13 protein-coding genes are annotated in these 17501 nt (G+C 73.2%); 10 read left to right on the top strand and 3 right to left on the bottom strand.

Going from position 1 to position 17501, the window contains the following annotated elements:
* Positions 1 to 65 precede the first annotated feature (65 nt).
* Complete coding sequence (locus R2E43_RS08605; protein WP_030864082.1) at positions 66 to 3209, bottom strand: FAD-binding and (Fe-S)-binding domain-containing protein; 3144 nt, start codon at positions 3207 to 3209, stop codon at positions 66 to 68.
* Between the two features lie 222 nt (positions 3210 to 3431).
* Here R2E43_RS08605 and R2E43_RS08600 point away from each other — a divergent pair, with 222 nt between their 5' ends.
* The 7 genes from R2E43_RS08600 (at position 3432) to R2E43_RS08570 (ending at position 11604) form a co-directional block, all read left to right on the top strand.
* Entirely contained in the window at positions 3432 to 3824 is a 393-nt protein-coding gene (locus tag R2E43_RS08600) for a cell division protein SepF (RefSeq protein WP_030864086.1), read from the top strand.
* A gap of 95 nt (positions 3825 to 3919) precedes the next feature.
* Entirely contained in the window at positions 3920 to 5128 is a 1209-nt protein-coding gene (locus tag R2E43_RS08595; RefSeq protein WP_003973054.1) for an AAA family ATPase, read from the top strand.
* Positions 5125 to 5478, top strand: coding sequence for a nucleotide pyrophosphohydrolase (locus R2E43_RS08590; protein WP_011030572.1), 354 nt, complete (start codon positions 5125 to 5127; stop codon positions 5476 to 5478). The genes R2E43_RS08595 and R2E43_RS08590 overlap by 4 nt, the downstream gene beginning before the upstream one ends.
* A gap of 181 nt (positions 5479 to 5659) precedes the next feature.
* Complete coding sequence (locus R2E43_RS08585; protein WP_011030573.1) at positions 5660 to 6130, top strand: DUF6099 family protein; 471 nt, start codon at positions 5660 to 5662, stop codon at positions 6128 to 6130.
* Between the two features lie 291 nt (positions 6131 to 6421).
* Positions 6422 to 7345: an LLM class F420-dependent oxidoreductase gene (locus R2E43_RS08580; RefSeq protein ID WP_003973051.1), complete on the top strand. Its 924-nt coding sequence runs from the start codon at positions 6422 to 6424 to the stop codon at positions 7343 to 7345.
* A 171-nt stretch (positions 7346 to 7516) separates the two neighbouring features.
* The gene (locus R2E43_RS08575) at positions 7517 to 9016 is read left to right on the top strand and encodes a 3' terminal RNA ribose 2'-O-methyltransferase Hen1 (RefSeq protein ID WP_003973050.1); all 1500 of its coding nucleotides are present in this window, start codon (positions 7517 to 7519) and stop codon (positions 9014 to 9016) included.
* The gene (locus tag R2E43_RS08570; RefSeq protein WP_234328612.1) at positions 9013 to 11604 is read left to right on the top strand and encodes a polynucleotide kinase-phosphatase; all 2592 of its coding nucleotides are present in this window, start codon (positions 9013 to 9015) and stop codon (positions 11602 to 11604) included. Before R2E43_RS08575 ends, R2E43_RS08570 begins: the two co-directional genes overlap by 4 nt.
* 50 nt (positions 11605 to 11654) lie before the next feature.
* Here the strand turns inward: R2E43_RS08570 and R2E43_RS08565 are convergent, their stop codons facing one another.
* Positions 11655 to 12950 (bottom strand): cation:proton antiporter, encoded by a 1296-nt coding sequence (locus tag R2E43_RS08565; protein WP_030864093.1) that lies wholly within the window; start codon positions 12948 to 12950, stop codon positions 11655 to 11657.
* 224 nt (positions 12951 to 13174) lie between these two features.
* Here R2E43_RS08565 and R2E43_RS08560 point away from each other — a divergent pair, with 224 nt between their 5' ends.
* The 3 genes from R2E43_RS08560 (at position 13175) to R2E43_RS08550 (ending at position 17069) form a co-directional block, all read left to right on the top strand.
* The gene (locus tag R2E43_RS08560; protein WP_003973047.1) at positions 13175 to 14398 is read left to right on the top strand and encodes an arginine deiminase; all 1224 of its coding nucleotides are present in this window, start codon (positions 13175 to 13177) and stop codon (positions 14396 to 14398) included.
* Positions 14399 to 14492: 94 nt separating this feature from the next.
* The gene (gene argF, locus R2E43_RS08555; RefSeq protein WP_003973045.1) at positions 14493 to 15500 is read left to right on the top strand and encodes an ornithine carbamoyltransferase; all 1008 of its coding nucleotides are present in this window, start codon (positions 14493 to 14495) and stop codon (positions 15498 to 15500) included.
* A 129-nt stretch (positions 15501 to 15629) separates the two neighbouring features.
* The gene (locus R2E43_RS08550; protein ID WP_319214503.1) at positions 15630 to 17069 is read left to right on the top strand and encodes an amino acid permease; all 1440 of its coding nucleotides are present in this window, start codon (positions 15630 to 15632) and stop codon (positions 17067 to 17069) included.
* On the opposite strand, the gene R2E43_RS08545 is transcribed toward R2E43_RS08550, so the two are convergent.
* A complete protein-coding gene (locus R2E43_RS08545) occupies positions 17029 to 17469 on the bottom strand; it encodes an ATP-binding protein (protein WP_016327504.1) in 441 nt (146 codons plus the stop codon). The genes R2E43_RS08550 and R2E43_RS08545 overlap by 41 nt on opposite strands.
* Between the last annotated feature and the right edge of the window lie 32 nt (positions 17470 to 17501).

The following is a 17501-nucleotide window of genomic DNA, read 5'->3' as shown; positions in this document are numbered from 1 at the left end:
GCCCGGACGCGACGGACGGACGGTCACCCCGCACCCTCGGTGGTGACCGTCCGTCGTGTCCGGGCTCAGTGGCGGCGCAGGCTCCGGGCCAGCGCCGTCGCCGCCGCGGCGGCGCCCACGGCGGCCGCCGCCGTGCCGGCCAGGGCCAGGGCCCGTGCGCGGGGGCCGGGAGCGGCCGGACGGGCGCCCGGCGCGGTGCCGTACGCGCTGCCCGGGGCCCCCGGTTCGGTCGCGGGGCCGGGCGGCAGGGCCGAGGCCAGCAGCTCCGCCAGGTGCACGCCCTCGTGGCCGCCGCTGTCGAACTCGTGGATCTGGGTGCGGCAGCTGAACCCGTCGGCGAGGACGACGGTCGACTCGTCCTCCTCCCGCAGCCGGGGCAGCAGCACCCGCTCCGCGCACGCCTCGCTCACGTCCAGGTGACCGCGCTCGAAGCCGAAGTTGCCGGCCAGCCCGCAGCAGCCGGAGTCCAGCCGTTCCGCGTCCACGCCGGCCCGGCGCAGCAGTTCCCGGTCGGCCTCCCAGCCCAGTACCGCGTGCTGGTGGCAGTGCACCTGGGCGACCGCACGCGCGGAGCGTTCCGGGACCCGCGGCGGCTCGTAGCCGGGGGAGTGCTCGGTGAGCAGCTCCGACAGGGTCACCGTCTGCTCGGCCAGCCGCAGCACGTCCTGGTCGCCGGGGAACAGCTCCTTCGCGTCCGCCCGGAACACGGCCGTGCAGCTCGGCTCCAGTGCCACCACCAGGCCGCCCGACCTGACGTGCCCGGCCAGGGCGCGCACGGTACGGGTGAGGACCCTCTCCGCCGTGCCGAGCTGCCCGGTGGAGACCCAGGTCAGCCCGCAGCACAGCGGCTCGTGCGGCAACTCCACCCGCCAGCCGGCCTGTTCGAGGACCCGTACCGCCGCCCGGCCGATGTGCGGGTGGAAGTGGTTGGTGAAGGTGTCCGGCCACAGCAGCACGGACCCGCGGCGCCCGTCGCCCTCCGGCTCGTGCTCCGCGAACCACCGCTCGAAGGTCTCGTCGGCGAACAGCGGCACCTCCCGGTCCGCCACCCCCGCCACCAGCACCGCCGCCTTCGACAGCAGTGGCGCGTGGGTGAGCGCGTTGACGACCGGCGCGAGCCGGGTGCGGCCCACCACCTGCGCGAGCGCCGGCAGCCAGCCCATCGACCAGTCCGAGCGCGGCCGGCGCCACGGCCGGCCCTCGTAGTGGTGCGACAGGAACTCCGCCTTGTACGTGGCCATGTCCACGTCCGCCGGACAGTCCTTCTTGCAGCCCTTGCAGGCCAGGCAGAGGTCGAGGGCGTCCTTGACCTCCTGCGAACGCCAGCCGTCCCGGATCGCGCCGTCCCCGTGCCCGTCGAGCATCTCGAACAGCAGCCGGGCCCGGCCCCGCGTCGAGTGCTCCTCCTCCCGGGTCACCTGGTACGACGGGCACATCACCGTGCCGTCGCTGGTGTGCTGCCGGCACTTGCCGACGCCGACGCAGCGGTTGGCCGCCTGGGAGAACGAACCTCCGTCGTGCGGGAAGCGGAAGTGCAGGTCGCGGGGCTCGAACGGGGCCCAGTCACCGCCGAGCCGCAGGTTGTCGTCCAGTCCGTACGGCGCGACGACCTTCCCCGGGTTCATCCGGTCCAGCGGGTCGAACACGGCCTTCAGCCGCCCGAACGCCTCCACGAGCCGGTCCCCGTACATCCGCCCCAGCAACTCGCCCCGGCTCTGCCCGTCCCCGTGCTCGCCGGACAGCGAGCCGCCGAACTCGACGACGAGATCGGCGGCCCGCTCCATGAACCTCCGGTACGTCGCCACCCCGTCCGCGGTGTACAGGTCGAACGGGATCCGGGTGTGCACGCAGCCCTGCCCGAAGTGGCCGTACAGGCTCGGACCCGTGTCGCTCAGGTACCCGAACTCCTCGAACAGGCCGCGCAGCCGCCGCAGGTAGTCGCCCAGCTTCTCGGGGGAGACCGCCGAGTCCTCCCAGCCCTCGAAGGTGTCGGGCTTGCCCGGGATGTGCGCGGTGGCGCCGAGCCCGGCCTCGCGGACCTGCCACAGGTCCTCCTCGTGCGAGGGGTCGTCCAGGAACGCGCAGTCGGCGTCGTGCTCGGAGCGGTGCACGGCCTCCAGCATCCGGTGCGCCCGCGCGTCGGCCTCCTCGACGGTGTCCCCGCCGAACTGCACCATCAGGTAGGCGTTGCCCTCGGGCATCTCGGCCAGCGCCTCGGGGTTCAGGTGCTTGATCCGCTCGTCGCGCACCAGCCGGGCGTCGACGCCCTCCAGGGCGATCGGCTCGTGCGGCAGGATGTCGGGCACCGCGTCGGCGGCCTTGTCGATGCTGTCGAACCCGAGGACCAGCAGGGAGCGTTCCCTCACCACCGGAACCAGCTCCAGCTCCGCCCGCACCACCGTGACCAGCGTCGACTCGCTGCCCACCAGCAGCCCTGCCACGTCGAAGCCGAACTCCGGCAGCAGGGAGTCCAGGTTGTAGCCGGAGACCCGGCGCGGGACGTCCGGGAACCGACGGCGGATCTCGTCCCCGTAGGTGTCGCGCAGTGCCCGCAACCGCCGGTAGACGGTCGCCCGCAGGTCGCCCTGCCGCTCGATCTCGGCGTACTCCTCGTCGTCCGTCTCCCCGCACCAGAAGCGGGTGCCGTCGTACAGCAGCACCTCCAGGCGGGCGATGTTGTCCACGACCTTGCCGTGCGCCTGCGCGGTGGCACCGCACGAGTTGTTGCCGATCATGCCGCCGATGGTGCAGTTGGGGTGGGTGGCGGGCTCGGGGCCGTAGCGCAGGCCGTGCGGCGCGAGTTGCCGGTTGAGGTCGTCGAGCACGATCCCGGGCTGGACGACGCAGGTGCGGGCGCCGGGGTCCACGGACTCCACCCGGGTGCAGTACTTCGACCAGTCGAGGACCACGCCCGCGTTGGTGCACTGCCCGGCCAGGCTGGTCCCGCCACCGCGCGAGAGCACCGGCGCGCCGAACTCCCGGGCCACGGCCACCGCCTCCACCCCGGCCTCCGGGGTACGCGGGACGACCACGCCGAGCGGGGTCTGCCGGAAGTTCGACGCGTCCGTGGAGTAGGCGGCCCGGCTCCCGGCGTCGAAGCGGACCTCACCGTCCACCCGCTCGCGCAGGGCGTTCCGGAGGGCGGCGGTGTCGACCTTCGGCGGTGCCCCCTCGCGCGTGACGGGCTCGGGCAGGTCCAGCGCACCCATGGGCACTCCTTCGTGTGACGGCGTACGTCCGTCGGCGCGGCGGCGGTTCCCGCTGTCGGGCACCCGCACGGGCGCGGCGGCTGTCGCTGAGTACCCGGCCCGGCACCGGACAATCACCGGACACGGAGCGTCGCCAACCGTGTCGCTGTTGGGCCGAACGGGTGACTTGGCGTAAGAATTGGCTGGTGCAGGCAATGAAGGCGAGTGAAATCGGGGGAGCCGGTGAACAGCCACGACGTCACCGATGAACAGTGGGAAGGGCTCGCCCAGGTAGTTCCGCTGCGTGGGCGCGACGCCTGGCCGTCCGCGGTCGGTCACCGGGCGATGCCCGAGGCGGAGACGGAGCGGCGCCGCCGTTTCGTCGTCCTGAGGATCAACGTGTTCGCGGACGCCCGCGAGGTCGCCGAGACCCTGATGGCGGGGATCCCGGTGCTCCTGGACCTGACCAGCGCCGAGGGCGAGGTGGCCAAGCGGGTCCTGGACTTCAGTACGGGCGTCGTCTTCGGCCTGGCCAGCGGTATGCACCGGGTGGACCGCAACGTCTTCCTGCTGACCCCGGCAGGCACCGAGGTGAACGGGCTGATGGAGAGTGCGGCGGGGGTGCCGGGAGTGTGACGGTCCGCTCCGGCCCTGACCGTCCGGTCCCCCGATCGTAGGAAAGCCGTCCGGGCAAAACGGTTCGCCGTCCGGCGGAGACCTACGGTCCGCATATGGCAGCGTCATCTGCGTCCTCCGCCTTACCGGCGTCCGTCGCCCCGGTCCCCGACCGTCCCCGCATCACCCAGCTGCGGCTGTCCGCCTTCGCCGGGCACCGGCGCGCCGTGCTGCGGCTCGGGCCGCTCACCGTGCTCGCCGGGCCCAGCGGCAGCGGCAAGACCAGTGCGCTGCGGGCGTACGACGCCCTGGCCCGGCTCGGCGGCGGCGCGGAACTCGGCGCGGTGTTCCCGGACCCGGGCGCCTGCGTGCCCGAGCGGGCCCGGCCCGACGCGCAGCACCGCCGGGGCTTCCGCATCGGCTGCACGGCCGACGGCGCGGAAGGGCCGGTTCACCTGGACGTCGCCGTGCAGGCCGAGCCCGAACTGCGCATCGTGGGGGAGCGGCTGACCGCGGACGGCGTGGTGCTGCTGGAGACGGCCCTGCGCGACCCGGGCCGCCGTGCCGTGCAGGCGGCCTGGCACACGGCCGGGTCGGCGCCCGTGACCCGTGCCCCGCTGCCCGACGACCGGCTCGGCACCCCGCTGCTGCCGCTGCGGGTGGCCGGCAAGACGGACGGGCAGCGCAGGGTGCTCGCGGCGGCCGAGCAGATGGTGGTCGCGCTGCGCTCCGTCTTCGCCTGCGATCCGCGGCCGGGCCGGATGCGGGAGCCCGTACCCACCGGCTCGGGGCGCCTGCTCGGCGGCTGCGACAACCTCGCCGACGTGCTGTGGCGCACCCGCGCCGAGTGCGGCCGGCGGCACGCGCAGTTCGTCGCGGCGGTACGTGCCGGATGCGCCGGCCCCGTCGAGGACGTCCTGGCCGAACCGGCCCTCGGCGGTGTGGTCGGCGCGCTCCTCGACCGGGGCGACGGCGTCCGCACCGGCCTCGGCCGCCTCGGCTACGGCGAGCTGCGCTTCCTCGCCCTCGCCCTGGTGCTGTTCACCGGCCCCGGCGTGCTGGAGGTCGACCCGGCCGGCGAGGTGCCCGCCGCGCTGCAGACGCTCACCGTCCTCGCCGACGGCTTCGACCGCGGCCTCGACGTGCGCCAGCGCGCCGAACTGCTCCGGCTGGCGGCGCGGATGTGCGACCGCGGACACATCCGCCTCGTCGCAGCGGTCGCCGACGCGTCGTGGGCGGTCGAGGCGGTCGAAGCGGTGGGGGAGGCGGGGCAGGCAGGGGCGGCCGCGGCGGGCGGCGTCACGGTGGTACACCTGAGCCCGTGACCGATCACCCCCGTGACCTCGCCGCACTGCGCCGCAGGCTGGCCGAGTTCGCCGCCGCGCGCGACTGGCAGCCCTACCACACCCCCAAGAACCTGGCCGCCGCGCTGAGCGTGGAGGCCTCCGAACTCCTCGAGATCTTCCAGTGGCTGACGCCCGAGCAGTCGGCCCGCGTCATGACCGACCCGGACACCGCCCACCGGGTCCGGGACGAGGTCGCCGACGTCCTTGCGTATCTCCTCCAGTTCTGCGAGGTCCTCGGAGTCGACCCGCTGGCCGCGCTGGAAGAGAAGATCGAGCGCAACGAGTCCCGGTTCCCGGTGGCGGGCGAGGTGGGTCGACCGGAGGGCTGAGCTCGGGGAGCCAACCACTCCGCTATCACTCTCCGCAGTCAGATTCCGGCCAGAAATCGCGATGGTGTCCGAAGATTTCCGCCTTCCTCTAGCTTTTCGCCCCACACGCCTTCACTCTGGGTAGTGGACAACGGAGTTCGGGCGGACGCGCCGCGGCGCGTCGGACAGACGGGGGCAGCGCATGGACGCTGTGCGGCTCATCGTGACGAGTGGGCGTGCCCTGGCCGCCGGCGGCGAGGTGCCGGAGGTCCTGACGGAGGTGTGGCAGGTGCAGGCCCTGGCCCAGGCGATCGGCAGCCGGCTGGCGGTCCACGGACCACCCGAACTGCGCGGCGAGGCCATCGGATTGACCGAGCTGGCGGGCCGCGGCTGCGGAGTGCTGCACACCCCGGAGCTGGCCCCGGGCGAGCTGCGCGCCGCCCAGCTCACCGAACTGGGCGACGCCCGGCAGGCCCTGATGCGCCTGGGCACCCTGCTCGGCGAGACCGGCATCGCCCTCGTGGGCGTCGCCTGCGCCGCCGACGACGAGGCGACGTACTGGCAGTGCATGGAGGCCATCGACGCGGCGGACGAGTCGCGCGACCGGGTCCTCGAGATGCTGCGCAAACTGGCGGACCGCGACGCGCACTTACCCGAGCGGGAGGCGGGCTAGGGGGTGTGGTTTGGATCTTGCCGGGGTCGCGGGGTCTGGCACGCGCATCTGCGGCGTTGTCGTCGGTTGCCAACTCCCCGACGCTCGACTGCGCTCGCGTGGGGGGACCCCATCGCGTTGCCGCCCTCCTCCCCTTGCAGCTGCACGCACCAGACCCCGCTCGGGTCGGCCACAAGGCACCGCCGGCCGCGGCCTGCTCGATCCAGACGACACCCCCTGGGCCCCGCGGCCCGCGCGCCGCGGCGTGGAGCCTGTGCCGTACCCCCGCGCCGAGCAGGCAGGATGGAAGACATGGATCTCCGTATCTTCACCGAGCCCCAGCAGGGGGCCACCTACGACACCTTGCTCACCGTGGCCAAGGCCACCGAGGACCTCGGCTTCGACGCCTTCTTCCGCAGCGACCACTACCTCCGCATGGGCGCCGCGGACGGACTCCCCGGCCCCACCGACGCCTGGATCACCCTCGCCGGACTCGCCCGGGAGACGAAGCGCATCCGCCTCGGCACCCTCATGACCGCCGGCACCTTCCGCCTGCCCGGCGTCCTCGCCATCCAGGTCGCCCAGGTCGACCAGATGTCGGGCGGCCGCGTCGAGCTGGGCCTGGGCGCCGGCTGGTTCGAGGAGGAGCACAAGGCGTACGGCATCCCCTTCCCGAAGGAGAAGATCGGCCGCCTGGAGGAGCAGCTGGCCATCGTCACCGGTCTGTGGGCCACCGAGACCGGCAAGACCTTCGACTTCCACGGGAAGTTCTACGACCTCACCGACTCGCCCGCGCTGCCCAAGCCCGCGCAGGCCAAGGTGCCCGTGCTCATCGGCGGGCACGGCGCCACCCGCACCCCGCGGCTGGCCGGTCAGTACGCCGACGAGTTCAACATGCCGTTCGCCTCGATCGAGGACACCGAGCGCCAGTTCGGCCGGGTGCGGGCCGCCGCCGAGGCGGCCGGCCGCGCCGCGGACGCGCTCACCTACTCCAACGCCCTGGTCGCCTGCGTCGGCAAGGACGACGCCGAGGTCGCCCGGCGCGCCGCCGTCATCGGCCGCGAGGTGGAGGAGCTGAAGGCCAACGGCCTCGCGGGCTCCCCGGCCGAGGTCGTCGAGAAGATCGGCCGCTACGCCGAGGCCGGCGCCCAGCGGATCTACCTCCAGATCCTCGACCTCGACGACCTGGACCACCTGGAGCTGATCTCCTCCCAGGTCCAGGCGCAGCTGTCCTGAGACCCACCCGCCGGACAGCCGGACGGCAGGCCGCGGAATAACCGTAGGCGCCGGTCACCCGCCCTGTGCGATCGTGTGACCGTCGTCCTGCCGGAGCCCTCGGGGTACCGCCCCGGGGGCTCTCGCGCGTACGGCGTCCCGTCCCGTCCACCAGCCGGAGAGGCCCTCCGCATGTTCCTGACCCTCACCACCACAGGCACCCCCGAGCACCCCGCGACCGACCTCGGTTTCCTGCTGCACAAGCATCCCGAGAAGGCGCAGGCGTTCTCCACCTCCTTCGGCACGGCCCACGTGCTCTACCCCGAGGCGGAGGACCAGCGCTGCACGGCGGCGCTGTTGCTGGAGGTCGATGCGGTGGCGCTGGTCAGGCGCGGCAAGGGCAAGGGCCGCGGCGGCGCCCCCGACGCGGCCCTCGCCCAGTACGTCAACGACCGCCCGTACGCGGCCTCGTCCCTCCTCGCCGTCGCGCTGAGCAGCGTCTTCTCCAGCGCGATGCGCGGCGTGTGCAAGTCCCGCCCCGAGCGCGCCGCCGAGCCGCTGCCGCTGCGCGTCGAGATCCCGGCCCTGCCCGCCCGCGGCGGCCCCGACCTGGTACGGCGCCTGTTCGAGCCGCTCGGCTGGACGGTCGACGTGGAGGCCGTCCCGCTGGACACCGCGTTCCCCGAGTGGGGCGACTCGCGCTACGTCCGCCTCGTGCTGGAGTCCGAGACCCTCACCCTCTCGAACGCCCTGCGCCACCTGTACGTCCTCCTCCCGGTGCTCGACGACGCCAAGCACTACTGGGTCGCCCCGGACGAGGTCGACAAGCTGCTGCGGGCCGGGGCGGGCTGGCTGCCCGGCCACCCCGAGCACAAGCTCATCACCAGCCGCTACCTGTCCCGCCGCTGGTCCCTGACCCGCGAGGCGATGGACCGGCTGGAGCTGATCCGGCTGGCCGAGACCGACGACAGCGAGGTCGAGGAGATCGACAACGCGGTCGAGGCGGAGGCCGAGCGGGAGCCGAAGCCGACCCCGCTCGCCGTGCACCGCCGCGAGGCGATCCTCACCGCGCTGCGCGACCACGCCGCCGCCCGCGTCCTCGACCTGGGCTGCGGCGAGGGGCACCTGGTGCGCGAGCTGCTCAGGGAGCCGCGCTTCACCGAGATCGTCGGCGTGGACGTGTCGGTGCGCGCCCTCACCATCGCCTCCCGGCGGCTCAAGCTGGACCGCATGGGCGAGCGGCAGGCCGCGCGCGTCCGCCTCTTCCAGGGCTCCCTCGCCTACACCGACAAGCGCCTCAAGGGGTACGACGCCGCCGTACTCAGCGAGGTGATCGAGCACCTCGACCTGCCGAGGCTGCCCGCCCTGGAGTACGCCGTCTTCGGCTCGGCCCGCCCGCGCACCGTCGTCGTCACCACCCCCAACGTCGAGTACAACGTGCGCTGGGAGACCCTGCCCGCCGGTCACGTCCGCCACCGCGACCACCGCTTCGAGTGGACCCGCGGGGAGTTCCGCGCCTGGGCCGGAGCGGTCGCCGAACGCCACGGCTACGACGTGGAGTTCCGCCCGGTCGGACCCGACGACCCCGAGGTGGGCCCGCCCACCCAGCTGGCCCTGTTCACCCTGAGGACCATCACCGAGACCCCGGCCACCACCGCGACCGCGACCGAGAAGGAGGCGAAGGCCGCATGAGCACCGCAGACACCACGGGCGCCGCCGCAGGCACCACCGGCGCCGCCGCAGACACCTCCGTGCGGGCCCGCGCCCTGCCCGTCACCGACCTCTCCCTCGTCGTGCTGATCGGCGCCTCCGGCTCCGGCAAGTCCACCTTCGCGCGGCGCCACTTCACGCCGACCGAGGTCATCTCCTCCGACTTCTGCCGGGGCCTGGTCGCCGACGACGAGAACGACCAGAGCGCCAGCCGCGACGCCTTCGACGTCCTGCACTACATCGCGGGCAAGCGGCTCGCCGCCGGCCGCCGCACCGTCGTCGACGCCACCAACGTGCAGCAGGACGCCCGGCGTCAGCTGATCGAGCTGGCCAGGAAGCACGACGTGCTGCCCATCGCCATCGTCCTCGACGTGCCCGAGCAGGTCTGCGCCGAGCGCAACGCCACCCGCAGCGACCGCGCCGACATGCCCCGCCGGGTCATCCAGCGCCACACCCGCGAACTGCGCCGCTCCCTGCGCCACCTGGAGCGCGAGGGCTTCCGCAAGGTGCACGTGCTGCGCGGAACCGCGGAGGCCGAGCACGCCACCGTCGTCACCGAGAAGCGCTTCAACGACCTGACCCACCTCACCGGCCCCTTCGACATCGTCGGCGACATCCACGGCTGCGCCGCCGAGCTGGAGACGCTGCTCGGCAAGCTGGGCTACACCGACGGCGTCCACCCCGACGGCCGCACCGCCGTCTTCGTCGGCGACCTCGTCGACCGCGGCCCGGACAGCCCCGGTGTGCTGCGCCGCGTGATGTCCATGGTCAAGTCGGGCAACGCCCTGTGCGTCCCCGGCAACCACGAGAACAAGTACGGCCGCTTCCTCAAGGGCCGCAAGGTCCAGCACACCCACGGACTCGCCGAGACCGTCGAGCAGATGGACGGCGAGAGCGAGGAGTTCCGCGCCGAGGTACGGGAGTTCATCGACGGCCTGGTCAGCCACTACGTCCTCGACGGCGGCCGGCTCGTGGTCTGCCACGCGGGCCTGCCCGAGAAGTACCACGGCCGCACCTCCGGCCGGGTCCGCAGCCACGCCCTGTACGGCGACACCACCGGCGAGACCGACGAGTTCGGCCTGCCCGTGCGCTACCCGTGGGCCGAGGACTACCGGGGCCGGGCGGCCGTCGTCTACGGCCACACCCCGGTCCCGGAGGCCACCTGGCTGAACAACACCATCTGCCTGGACACCGGCGCCGTCTTCGGCGGCAGGCTCACCGCGCTGCGCTGGCCCGAGCGGGAGATCGTCGACGTACCCGCCGAGCGGGTCTGGTACGAGCCGGCCAAGCCGCTGCGCACCGAGGCACCCGGCGGCCACGACGGCCGCCCGCTGGACCTGGCCGACGTCCAGGGCCGCCGCGTGGTGGAGACCCGGCACGCCGGGCGGATCACCGTGCGCGAGGAGAACGGCGCGGCCGCGCTGGAGGTCATGAGCCGCTTCGCCACCGACCCCCGGCTGCTGCCGTACCTCCCGCCGACCATGGCACCGACGGCCACCTCCGGGGTGGACGGCTACCTGGAGCACCCGAAGGAGGCCTTCGCGCAGTACGCGGCGGACGGCGTCGCGCGGGTGGTGTGCGAGGAGAAGCACATGGGCTCGCGGGCGGTGGCCCTGGTCTGCCGCGACGCGGACGCGGCCCGCACCCGCTTCGGCGTGGACGGCCCCACGGGCTCGCTCTACACCCGCACCGGCCGCCCCTTCCTCGACGACGCGTCCGTCACCGAGGAGATCCTGGACCGGCTGCGCACCGCGATCGGCGAGGCCGGCCTGTGGGACGAGCTGGCCACCGACTGGCTGCTGCTCGACACCGAGCTGATGCCCTGGTCGCTCAAGGCCTCCGGCCTGCTGCGCTCCCAGTACGCCGCCGTGGGCGCCGCCTCCGGCGCGGTCTTCCCGGGCGCGCTGGCCGCACTCGAGGGCGCCGCGGCGCGCGGCGTCGCAGTGAAGGACCTCCTCGACCGCCAGCGCGCCCGGTCCGCCGACGCGGCCGCCTTCACCGACGCCTACCGCCGCTACTGCTGGCCCACCGAGGGCCTGGACGGCGTCCGCCTGGCCCCGTTCCAGATCCTGGCCGTCCAGGGCCGCAGCCTGGCCGCGCTGCCGCACGACGAGCAGCTCGCCCTCCTCGACCGGCTCGTCGAGCACGACGGCAGCGGCCTGTTGCAGACCACCCGGCGCCTGTACGTCGACACCGGCGACCCCGAGTCGGTGTCGGCGGGCATCGACTGGTGGCTGGAGATGACCGGCCGCGGCGGCGAGGGCATGGTCGTCAAGCCCGTCGGCGCCCTGGTACGCGACGACAAGGGCCGCCTGGTGCAGCCCGGCATCAAGTGCCGCGGCCGCGAGTACCTGCGGATCATCTACGGCCCCGAGTACACCCGCCCCGACAACCTCGCCCGGCTCAGGCACCGCTTCCTGAACCACAAGCGGTCGCTGGCGATCCGCGAGTACGCCCTCGGCCTGGAGGCCCTGGACCGGCTCGCGGACGGCGAGCCGCTGTGGCGGGTGCACGAGGCGGTGTTCGGAGTGCTGGCCCTGGAGTCGGAGCCGGTGGACCCGCGGCTGTGACCTCGTGATCCGGTGATCGGGCCGCGGCGGTGGGCGTGCGCCGACCGGTGTCACCCGGCGTACGGCTTCACCGCCGCGGACCGGGCCGACTCCGGACGGCGCTCGCGCGTGGCGAGCCGCGCGTTCAGCAGCAGGAGCGGCTGGGTCAGGAGCGTCGTGGCGAGGGCCATGAAGACGAGGACCGTGTAGAGCGGGGCGCTCAGCAGGCCCGCGTCCAGGCCCGCGTTGAGGGCGATCAGCTCGGTCAGCCCCCGGGTGTTGAGCAGGATGCCGACCGTCCAGGCGTCGTGCCGGTCCAGGCCGCCCAGACCGGCCGCCGCCGCCCCACTGCCGATCTTCGTCACGACCGCGAGCAGCGTCACCACCGCCAGGGCGGCCCAGCCCGTGCCCGTCATGCTGTTCAGCGCAACGGACTGGCCCGACAGCACGAAGAAGAACGGCAGCAGCAGCGAGGCCACGGACAGCAGCGGCCGCAGCAGGTCGGGGTCGAGCGTGCCGCCCGCCTCCCGCGGGACGACCACCCCGGCGAGCAGCGCACCGAAGATCACATGCAGTCCCAGCGCGTGCGTGACCCACGCCGAGCCGAGCGCGAAGCCGATGAGCAGCGCCATCCGGAGCGAGGGCTCCAGGCGGGTCCGCCACAGCAGCAGGCGCAGCAGCGGACGGGCCGCGCACGCCATCAGGGCGACGTAGCCGACCGTGAGCAGCACCCGCCACGGCCAGCCGAGACCCCCTCCGGCTCCGTCCCCGCCCCCCGCTTCCAGCAGCGCGCCCGCCAGCACCGTCCAGCAGATCGCGTCCAGCACCCCGGCGGCGGAGACGGCCACCACTCCGGGCACGGTGCGGGACAACCCGTTCTCGCGCACGATGGCCGTCAGCACCGGTACCGCCGTCGTCGCCAGGGCGACCCCCGCGAAGACCACCATGCCGGGGGAGAGGTCCCCGGGCATGCCCAGGTCGTGCAGGGCGTCCCCGAACAGCAGGGCGCAGCCGCTGCCCACGGCCATCGGCACGGCGAACGAGGCCAGCGCCACGTTCACCGAGCTGCGCGCCCGGACCCCGAGCACCTTCAGGTCCAGCTCGTAGCCCACCGCGAACAGGAACACCACCAGCGAGAACTGCGCGAGCCCGGTCAGCGCCGGACCGATCGCCGCCGGGAACAGGGCCGCGTACGCGTCCGGGGCCATGCTGCCGAGCAGCGAGGGCCCGAGGGCGATCCCCGTCGCCAACTGGCCCACGATGTACGGCTGCCCCAGCCGCCGGGCCAGCCACCCCCCGCTGTGGGCGGCCACCAGGATCAGCGCCGAGGCACCCACGAAGTGGGTGATCAGGGCATCGGGACTCAAGGCACCGGAACCCAAAGTGTCAGTACTCAGCGTGTCGGAACTCAGCGTGTCGGCACTCAACGGGCCTCCCCCTGACGTGCGGCCGGGCACTCCGGCCGTCGCCACGCTTTACGCGGCGGCGCGGCGGGCCCCGCCGTCGCACGGGGGCACCCGGAGGGCGCACTGTGGTCACGGGCACGCGAAAGCAGGGGGTGAACGGGCGCCGGAGTGGTCAGGATGGAGACATGGGATTCCAAGTCGACTCCGAAGCCGGGCGGCTCACCCGCGTCATCCTGCACCGGCCGGATCTCGAGCTCAAAAGGCTCACCCCCAGCAACAAGGACGCCCTTCTCTTCGACGACGTGCTGTGGGTGCGCCGGGCGCGCGCCGAGCACGACGGGTTCGCCGACGTGCTCCGCGACCGCGGGGTGGCGGTGCACCTCTTCGGCGACCTGCTCACCGAGACCCTGGACGTCCCGGCCGCGCGGCGGCTCGTCCTGGACCGGGTCTTCGACGAGAAGGAGTACGGAGTACTGGCCACGGACCACCTCCGGGCCGCCTTCGAAACCCTGCCCGCCCACGAGCTGGCCGAGTGGCTGGTCGGCGGCATGACCAAGCGGGAGTTCCTGGACGCGCACCCGGAGCCGACCTCCGTGCGCTTCCACGCCATGGAGCTGGACGACTTCCTGCTCGGCCCGCTGCCCAACCACCTCTTCACCCGGGACACCTCGGCCTGGATCTACGACGGCGTCTCCATCAACGCCATGCGCTGGCCCGCCCGGCAGCGCGAGACGGTCCACTTCGAGGCGATCTACCGGCACCACCCGCTGTTCCGCGACGAGAGCTTCCACCTCTGGTCCGAGGGGCAGGCCGACTACCCCTCCACCATCGAGGGCGGCGACGTCCTCGTCATCGGCAACGGCGCCGTGCTCATCGGCATGAGCGAGCGCACCACGCCCCAGGCCGTCGAGATGCTCGCGCACAAGCTGTTCGCCGCCGGGTCCGCCCGGACCATCGTGGCCCTCGACATGCCCAAGCGGCGCGCCTTCATGCACCTGGACACGGTGATGACGATGGTCGACGGGGACACCTTCACCCAGTACGCCGGGCTCGGCATGCTCCGCTCCTACACCATCGAGCCGGGCGCCGGGGAGAAGGACCTGAAGGTCACCGACCACCCGCCGGAGCACATGCACCGCGCCATGGCCGCCGCTCTCGGCCTCGGCGAGATCCGGGTCCTCACCGCCACCCAGGACGTGCACGCGGCCGAGCGCGAGCAGTGGGACGACGGCTGCAACGTCCTGGCCGTCGAGCCGGGCGTCGTCGTCGCCTACGAACGCAACGCCACCACCAACACCCACCTGCGCAAACAGGGCATCGAGGTGATCGAGATCCCGGGCAGCGAACTGGGCCGGGGCCGGGGCGGACCGCGCTGCATGAGCTGCCCCGTGGAGCGAGGGCCCGTATAAGGACCCGGCCGAGGACTCGGCGCTGTATAGAAATTCAGAAGTTCGTATAGACTTCCAGAAGTCAGTCCCCGACCTGCACCTCTGGAGCGCCCCCATGGCGACAGTCCCGACCGCCCTCGCCGGCCGCCACTTCCTCAAGGAGCTGGACTTCACCGAGGAGGAGTTCCGCGGCCTGATCGAGCTGGCCGCGGAGCTGAAGGCCGCGAAGCGGGCCGGGACGGAGACGCGGTACCTCCAGGGCAGGAACATCGCGCTGATCTTCGAGAAGACCTCGACGCGCACCCGCTGCGCGTTCGAGGTCGCCGCCGCCGACCAGGGCGCCTCCACGACGTACCTCGACCCGGCCGGGTCGCAGATCGGCCACAAGGAGTCCGTGAAGGACACCGCCCGCGTCCTCGGCCGCATGTTCGACGGTATCGAGTACCGCGGCGACAGCCAGACCAAGGTCGAGGAACTGGCGGCCTTCGCGGGCGTCCCCGTCTACAACGGCCTGACCGACGACTGGCACCCCACCCAGATGCTCGCCGACGTGCTCACGATGACCGAGCACAGCGACCGCCCCCTGCGGGAGACCACCTTCGCCTACCTCGGCGACGCCCGCTTCAACATGGGCAACTCCTACCTGGTCACCGGCGCCCTGCTCGGCATGGACGTGCGCATCGTCGCCCCGAAGTCCTACTGGCCCGCCCAGGAGGTCGTCGACCGGGCGCACCGGCTCGCCGCGGCCAGCGGGGCGCGCATCACCCTCACCGAGGACGTGGCCGAAGGGGTGCGGGGCGCCGGGTTCGTCGTCACGGACGTCTGGGTCTCCATGGGCGAGCCCAAGGAGGTCTGGGCGGAGCGGATCAAGGCACTCGCGCCCTATGCCGTGACCATGGACGTGCTGCGCGCCACCGGCAACCCGGACGTCAGGTTCCTGCACTGCCTGCCCGCCTTCCACGACCTGGGCACCAAGGTGGGCCAGGAGATCTTCGAGGCCCACGGGCTCGACTCCCTGGAGGTCACCGACGAGGTCTTCGAGTCGGCGCACTCGGTCGTCTTCGACGAGGCGGAGAACCGCCTGCACACCATCAAGGCCGTCCTCGTCGCCACCCTCGCCTGACTCTTCCCCCCGCCGCCTCCCCCCACCAGGCCCTATGCTGTCCGGCGGCTCCGGAGCCACCCCTTCCGGTGCCGTCGGCCGCGACCACCGTCGCGCCCCCCGCACCACCAGAAACGAGCACCACCCGCAATGCCCGCTTCCCGCGTCAAGTCCCCCCACCTCCTCGTCGCCGAATCCGGCGCGGACCGCGAAGGCCACGGCCTGAAGCGCACGATGGGGCTGTTCCAGCTCGTCTGCTTCGGCGTCGGCGCGATCGTCGGCACCGGCATCTTCGTCGGCCTGTCCGACTCCGTCGCCGAGGCCGGCCCCGCCGTCGTCGTCTCCTTCGTCCTGGCCGCGATCACCTGCGTGTTCACCGCGTTCGCCTTCGCCGAGCTGGGCGGCGCGATCCCGGTCTCCGGCTCCTCGTACTCCTTCGCCTACGCCGGGCTCGGCGAGCGGACCGCCTTCCTCGTCGGCTGGTGCCTGCTCCTGGAGTACGGGGTGTCGGTCTCGGCGGTCGCGGTCGGCTGGAGCCAGTACGTCAACGAGCTGCTCGACACCGTCCTCGGCGTCCAGCTCCCGCACGCCCTCTCCGCGGGCCCCGGCGACGGCGGCGCGGTCAACCTGCCCGCGGTGGTCGTCATCGCCCTGGCCTCGGTCCTGCTGATGCGCGGCGTACGGGAGAGCGCCCGCGCCACGGCCGCCATGGCCGTCCTCAAGCTGGCCGTACTGCTCGCCTTCTGCGCCATCGGCTTCTACGCCTTCCAGGACGGCAACCTCACCCCCTTCTCGCCGGCCGGCCTCGGCGGCATCGGCGCCGGCACCACCGCCGCCTTCTTCTCCTACATCGGCTTCGACGCGATCACCACGGCCGGCGAGGAGGCCAAGAACCCGCGCCGGGACATCCCGGTCGCCATCCTGGTCTGCATCGGCCTGGTCACCCTCCTCTACTGCGCGGTCGCCGTCGCCGCGATCGGCGCGGTGGGCGGCGACCAGGTCGGGAACCGGCCCGCCGCGCTCTCCTACGTCGTCGACCGGGTCACCGGCTCGGCGATCGGCGGCGGCGTGGTCGCCTTCGGCGCGGTCGTCGCCATCGCCTCCGTGGTGCTCGCCGTGATGTACGGCCAGACCCGCATCCTGATGTCGATGTCCCGGGACGGACTGATCCCCCGGGTCTTCGAGAAGGTCTCCCCGCGCACCGCGACCCCCGTCGCCGGCACCCTGATCGTCGGCGTGGTCTTCGCCCTCCCCGCGGCCTTCGCCCCGCTCGACGCGGTGGTCAACCTGTGCACCATCGGCACCCTCGCCACGATGGCCGCCGTCAACGTCTCGGTGATCACCCTGCGGCGCCGCGAACCGGGCCTCGCCCGCACCTTCCGCGTGCCGCTCTACCCGGCGACACCGCTGCTCGGGGTCGGCTTCTGCCTGTACCTGATGTACGAGACGGGCGGTGCCACCTGGCTCCGGTTCGCGGTGTTCCTCGCGGTGGGACTGCTGGTCTACGGCGCCTACGGGCGCCGGCACTCCCGCCTGGCCCGGACCGCCGTCAGTGCGGACGACGCTGAGCGGGTACCGCAGGAAGCCTGAACCAGACCGCCTTGCCCGACCGGGTGGGCCGGTGCCCGCAGGACGAGCTGAGGGCGCGGATCAGCAGCAGACCTCGCCCGTCCTCGCGCCACGGGTCGGGCGGCTCCACGTCCGGCCGGGTGAGGTCGGCCGGCGGCGACGGGTCGGGGTCGTGGACCTCCACCTGGCAGCCGGTCGGCATCAGCTCCACCACCAGCTCGATCGCGGTCGGGCCGGCCGGGGTGTGCTCCACCGCGTTGGCGACCAGCTCCGCCGTGAGCAGCTCCGCGGTGTCCCCGTCGGCCGTGTGCTCCAGCTCGGCCAGGGCGTTGCGCACCAGGGCACGCGCCACCGGCACCGCCGCGGCGGAGTGCGGCAGTGCGATGCGCCAGGAGGCGGGTGCGGGGAAGTGATCGTGCACGGCAGGTCCGTTTCGTGGAGCAGGGGAGTCCT

The sequence above is a fragment of the Streptomyces violaceoruber genome (genome assembly GCF_033406955.1).
Classification (GTDB): domain Bacteria; phylum Actinomycetota; class Actinomycetes; order Streptomycetales; family Streptomycetaceae; genus Streptomyces; species Streptomyces violaceoruber.
Note: the sequence above shows the minus strand (reverse complement) of the source record. Positions and strands in the feature narration are given on the sequence as shown.